The 3295-nt window shown below is 71.9% G+C and carries 1 protein-coding gene and 1 pseudogene; both read left to right on the forward strand.

The window, feature by feature from the left end; genetic code table 11:
* On the forward strand, positions 1-2331 hold a 2331-nt coding region (locus QZT59_RS15480), incomplete at its 5' end, for a cation-translocating P-type ATPase (RefSeq protein WP_290818450.1).
* Positions 2332-2565: 234 nt separating this feature from the next.
* Positions 2566-3295 (forward strand): annotated as a pseudogene (locus tag QZT59_RS15485) (twin-arginine translocation signal domain-containing protein); the annotation flags it as partial.

A 3295-nucleotide genomic window follows, 5' to 3' on the forward strand; every position in this document is an offset into this window, starting at 1 on the left:
TGCCTCCAGGTGCAGCGGGCGCTCGGCGATCTCGACGCCGTCGACGACGACGCCGTCGCGGGCCGACTCGACGACGGCGACGGGGACGGCCTCGGTCCGGAGCCGGCCGCGGGCTGCGAGCGGGCGTACTTCGGCGTCGACGGCATGCACTGTGCGACCTGCGAGGCGTTCCTCGAGGCGCGAGCGGCGAGCGCGGACGGCGTCCGCGCGGCCGCGGCGAGCTACGCCACCGACACGGTCTGCGTCGAGTACGATCCCGCGACCGTCGACGAGGCGGACCTGCCCGACCTCCTCTCCGGGTACGGCTACGAGGCCAGGGGCCGGGAGGAGGGCCGCGGCGAGTCGAGCCGCGACCGGGCCCTCGTGACGTTCCTGATCGGCGGCGGCCTCTTCGGGATGATGGTGATGCTCTGGTACGCCCTCTTCCTGTATCCCACCTACTTCGGCTACGAGCCGCTGGTCGACCTCGGCGGCTACGACGGGCTCTACCTCTTCGCCAACATCTGGCTGATGACCTCGTTCGTCGTCTTCTACACCGGCTACCCGATCCTGCGGGGCGCGTACGTGAGCCTGCGCGCCGGGCGGCCGAACATGGACCTGCTGGTCTCGGTCGCGGCCCTCGCGGCCTACGCCTACAGCACGCTGGCGATCCTCGTCGGCCGCACGGACCTCTACTTCGACGTCTCCGTCGCGATCATCCTCGTCGTGACCGCCGGCACCTGGTACGAGGGCCGGGTCAAACGCCGGGCCGCGGGCCTCGTGCGCGACCTCACCGAGCAGCGGGTCGAGGAGGCCCGGCTGGCCGACGGCGAGAGGGTCCCCGTCGCCGACGTCGAACCGGGCGACGAACTCCTGGTACGGCCCGGCGAGCGGATCCCCCTCGACGGCGCGGTGGACTCGGGGCGGGCCGCGGTCGACGAGTCGCTGCTCACCGGCGAGTCGCTCCCGGTCGAGAAGGTACCCGGCGATCCCGTCCGCGGGGGTACGCTCGTCGCCGACGCCTCGCTCGTCGTCGCGGTGGGCGAGGACGCCGAGAGCACGCTCGACCGGCTGGTCGAACTGCTCTGGCGGATTCAGAGCGCGCGGCCGGGCGTCCAGCGACTCGCCGACCGGCTCGCGACCATCTTCGTGCCGCTGGTGCTCGTCCTCGCGGCGCTCGCCGCCGCAGCCACCCTGGCGCTCGGCGGCGGGGCGACCGCCGCCATGCTGGTCGGGCTGACGGTCCTGATCGTCTCCTGTCCCTGCGCGCTCGGGCTGGCGACGCCGCTGGCGGTCGCCTCCGGCGTCCGGTCGGCCGCCGAGCGCAACGTCGTCCTCGCGAGCGAGAGCGTCTTCGAGGACGCGCCGGACGTCGACGTCGTCGTCCTCGACAAGACGGGGACGCTGACGACCGGCGCGATGTCGGTGCGGTCGGTCGAGACCGACGGGATCGACCCCGAGCGCGCGCTGGCACGCGCCGCCGCGGTCGAGGGCCACTCCGAGCACCCCATCGCGCGGGCGATTCGCGAGGCGGCCGATGGCGAGGCGGCGGGAGCGGCAGCTGCGGACGAAGAACTCGCGGACGGAGCCGCCGCGGGGTCCTTGGGCGAGGTCGCGTCCACCGGCGAGGTCGCGGACTTCACGCGCGAGACCAGGGGCGTCTCCGCGCTGGTGGACGGCGAGCGGATCGTCGTCGGCCACCCCGAGCTGTTCGACGAGCGTGACTGGACCGTTCCGGAGGCACTCGCCGACGCGGCGACGCAAGCGCGCGAACGCGGCGACGTCCCCGTCCTCGTCGGCTGGGACGGCCGCGCCCGGGGCGCGATCGCCGTCGGGGACGAGCCCCGAGACGAGTGGCGCGAGGCGGTCGAGACGCTCGCGAGCGGCCGCGAGCTGATCGTCCTCACCGGCGACGAGGGGCCGGCGGCCGAGCAGTTCCGGCAGCTGTCGGCCGTCGACGAGGTGTACGCCGGCGTGCCGCCGGAGGGCAAAGCCGAGACGGTCCGCCGGCTCCGGGCCCGGGGAACGGTCGCCGTCGTCGGCGACGGGAGCAACGACGCGCCCGCGCTGGCCGCCGCCGACGTCGGCATCGCGATGGGCGGCGGCACGGAGCTAGCGACCGACGCCGCGGACGCCGTCATCGTCGACGACGACCTCGGGTCGGTCGCCGCCGTCTTCGCGCTCACCGACGGGACGAACCGCCGAATCAGACAGAACCTCGGCTGGGCCTTCGTCTACAACGGAGTCGCGATCCCGCTGGCGATCACCGGGCTGCTCAACCCGCTGCTGGCGGCGGTGGCGATGGCGACCAGCAGCGCGCTGGTCGTCCTCAACTCCTCGCGGCGGGTCTGACAAACCTCGATCGCCGTCGACCCTCACCGGTGGATCGTCGGACACCGCGGAGAGCGGACAGTCGTCGGCTGACCGATGGCGTCGGCCGCACCGATCACCGCTCGGATATATCGACCGCGGTGAAAACACCGTTATGTACCGGCGAGACCTCTCACTTTAGTGAGAAGAGGTTGAATCTTCGATAGGCCGGCCGCAATTTGTCGGGCCCCGGCAGTTCACCTCCCTCGGAGAGCCATGAGTAACGAATTACACACCGACACCGACGCCGAACCGCGCCATTCGACCGACTCCATGTTCGCGGATTTCGGTCTGCAACGGCGAGACTTCGTGAAGGCTGGCATGGCCGCGGGCGCCCTCGGAACGCTGAGCGGCTGCCTCGGCGTCTTCGATACTGACGACGCCGACGTCGCGCCGGCCGTCGATCGAGCGGACGTCCCGCCCGGGGAACTCGACGATTACTACGTCTTCCTGTCGGGCGGCCACGGGAGCGACGTCCGGGTGTACGGGATGCCGTCGATGCGTCAGATCGCGCGCATCCCCGTCTTCCAGGTCGACAGCGCCCGGGGCTACGGCCACGACGACGAGACCCGCGAGATGCTGGCGGACGCGGGCGGCTACTCGTGGGGTGACGCCCACCACCCGCGGCTCAGCCAGACCGACAACGATTTCGACGGCCGGTGGCTGTTCATCCAGGATAAGGCCAACCCGCGGGTGGCCCGGATCGACCTGCAGTACTTCGTGACCGACGCCATCGTGGAAGTGCCGAACGTCCAGGGGATCCACGGCCTCACCGGCCTCTACCCGGACACGGAGCTCGTCCTCGCCGTGAGCGAGCTGCGGGTACCGATCCCGAACGACGGGCGGGACCTCGACGAGCCCGGCGAGTACGGCGCGGCGCTCACGGCGATCGATCCCGAGACGATGGACGTCGAGTGGCAGGTGCGCGTCGACGGCAACCTCGACA

The sequence above is a fragment of the Halovivax sp. genome (assembly GCA_007119345.1).
Taxonomy (GTDB): Archaea; Halobacteriota; Halobacteria; order Halobacteriales; family Natrialbaceae; genus Halovivax.